At 56.7% G+C, this 2,397-nt stretch carries 4 protein-coding genes; 3 read left to right on the top strand and 1 reads right to left on the bottom strand.

Annotated features, from left to right (window positions below; translation table 11 throughout):
• Positions 1-349: 349 nt before the first annotated feature.
• Entirely contained in the window at positions 350-778 is a 429-nt protein-coding gene (locus E1297_RS02700) for a winged helix DNA-binding protein (RefSeq protein WP_244327608.1), read from the top strand.
• A 5-nt stretch (positions 779-783) separates the two neighbouring features.
• Positions 784-1,002, top strand: a complete 219-nt coding sequence (locus E1297_RS02695; protein ID WP_155133578.1) for a hypothetical protein — start codon at positions 784-786, stop codon at positions 1,000-1,002.
• A 20-nt stretch (positions 1,003-1,022) separates the two neighbouring features.
• On the opposite strand, the gene E1297_RS02690 is transcribed toward E1297_RS02695, so the two are convergent.
• Complete coding sequence (locus tag E1297_RS02690) at positions 1,023-2,129, bottom strand: hypothetical protein (RefSeq protein ID WP_155133575.1); 1,107 nt, start codon at positions 2,127-2,129, stop codon at positions 1,023-1,025.
• 54 nt (positions 2,130-2,183) lie between these two features.
• On the opposite strand from E1297_RS02690, the gene E1297_RS49660 reads away from it, so the two are divergent.
• Positions 2,184-2,397, top strand: a 214-nt coding sequence (locus E1297_RS49660; protein WP_209015609.1) for a hypothetical protein, incomplete at its 3' end; no start/stop codon positions are given.

Here is a 2,397-nt window from a genome sequence, read left to right as displayed (position 1 = left end):
GCGCTCTTGCCCCCCTGAAGGAAGGGGTTTTCCGCGCTTCTGGATCATGCCGCGCGGGGACACCGTCCTTCAGGGCTGGGAAGACGTTAGGTTCAGCAAACATCCGGGGGTTCGATGGCGGGAAAGACGAGCGTTACAGCAACACCACAGATGTGCCTTGAGTTGAAGGAACAGTCGTCCGGCACGTGACCGAGGCATAAGCTTGAAGGAACGGCCATACGCCTCCGATGACGAGGGAATTATCCGCCCGGACCCAGGCTTTAGCATTTCCTTCCGCCGGCGCGTTGCCACATGTTCCTTTCCCGTCCTTAATTTTAAGAGGGATGTGTGGGAGATTTTGGTGGCACAAATGCGGACAGAGGAAGCGCGTGAGAATTTGTCGGACATCGCAGTTGCGATGGACCGCAGCCTTCGCGTTTTCGCCGACTTCGTGAAACCTATTCTTCGGCGCCATAAGGCGACGGACCTTTCCTTCGGGAATCTGATGTTTCTAATATCGGTCGGAGAGGGTGACGCGCGAGTCAAAGATCTAGTTCAAAAGGGTCGGCACGTCGGTTCGAATGCGAGCTATGCGCTGAAGGCTCTCGAAAAGGGCGGGTATATCAAGAGGTGGATGGATGAATCTGACCGCCGCAACGCTCTCGTTTCGTGGACCCCGAAGGCTATCGATGTCGTGACTGACATCAAGACTGCTGCATCTCCCGCGCGTCCGTCCGGGCTCGACCTGCGTAAGGCGTTTGCGGCATTCGAGAGTCACTGCGCGCGAGTTCCGGAATAAAAGCGATGTTTGACCTGGATTTTCTGACTGAGCAGGAGCGGGACTTCGTGCGGGAGGCTGCTAAGGAGAGCGACATGTCCGAGAGGGCGGTCATACGGCAAGCCCTCAGGCTGTTGAATGAGCACCGCAAACGTCTCGCAGACGGCGAGACGTGCGCCTGGTCCGGAGATGCCGAGAGGGCGCGCCGCTTCATCGGGCCTGCCCTCTCTCGGATTGACGAATAGTCCTTCAAAATCTTTCCCTGTCAGATACCCGGCCGGGAAGATCTGGTTCTTTGGGATTCGTTGGTCTGGCTGGGCTGTCTTTCTTCACCAAGACCGGATGTCCGCTTTCGCTCCTTTGCGGCCGCTACCATTTGTTCCTCGGTGAACAACCTTTGGGTCCTGATAATGTTCTTCGTCCCGTTCTTCGTTGGGACCTCTAAATCTCGAGGCATGATCGGGTTGCACTTGATCGCAGGCTGGATGCCGGTCGCGTACCTCTTGATCTTTCCGGTCTTGCCGCCGAATGCCCATTCTTCTTCATCACTGATCACGATGATAGTCGGTCGAAAGCCGGTCTCCTTGCGGTTGTCATACGTGTATTGCCTAGAAAGCTTTCCACGGACCCATCCGTCGGTCGGGATTTTCGGGTCCAGCTCGCGTCGGACCTGATCTCTGCCTACTTGAATGTGCATGGTCGGAATGAAAGTGATCGGCTCGTTATCCTCGAAGATGCCGTCATGCTGTAGTTCCTCAAGGAGATATGCGATATCCTTCTCTTCCGTCGGCCTGAATTCCCCGACGTTGCGATCCCTCGTTCTCATGATGGCGCCGACGAGCGTGCCCGCATCCGCCTTCTCGGTCTCGAACCCGCGCATAAACGCCTCGGCATCCTTGATGTTCTTGATGGTCCTGGCTTCGAACGGATCGGCGATCGTCAGGTATTGAGAGGCACCTTTTTTCGTCACCCGGCTGGCGGACGGTCTCGCGGGAGCCATGATCACCTGAACGTTGCCGATCATCTCGCCATGCGTCCGTGCCCCGATCCTGCCGGCCATCACGGTGTCTTTCTCGAGATAAACCGAGCTGAATGCGATGATGTCTCCCGGCTGCGATTGCGGATCGTATTGGGTACCGGCGAGAGCGTTGTTGAGCTGATCCGGGCCGTAGGTCAGCGTCGGGGCCTGTTTGATGACGACCTGTTCGCCCCTTTTGGAACCAACGGCGTTCATTAGCAACGTCGCCTCGATCGAGTCCTTGTTGCGGCCGATGGCGTCCAGTCGAACGATAAGCGGCGCTCCCTTGGTGAGCTTGTGCTCCGCCTCGTCAAGAAACTGGGCGCCCTGCTGTCTTGGTTTTCTCAGCGCCATTTCGTAATCCTTGTTGCATTAGTTCTTTAAAATTGCCGTTCGGCATGGAGATCGGTGTATCTTCCGGGCGATGGCCTGCACCATCCCTGCGGCTTCGGATTTAAGATTCGTCAAGACACGCATCTCGATTCTTCCTGCCGGGCCGCGTTCGGGGATACATTCTCCCTCCGCTCGCGCGCTTTAAAGCATTCGTTGCAGATCTCACAATCGGCCGAATGTCACAAAGAACTGGTGCAGCTTGATCTAGAAGCGCGGCAAACCCCTTCCT

Source organism: Roseibium sp. RKSG952 (assembly GCF_009711355.1).
This window is presented reverse-complemented; position numbering and strand designations above follow the sequence as displayed.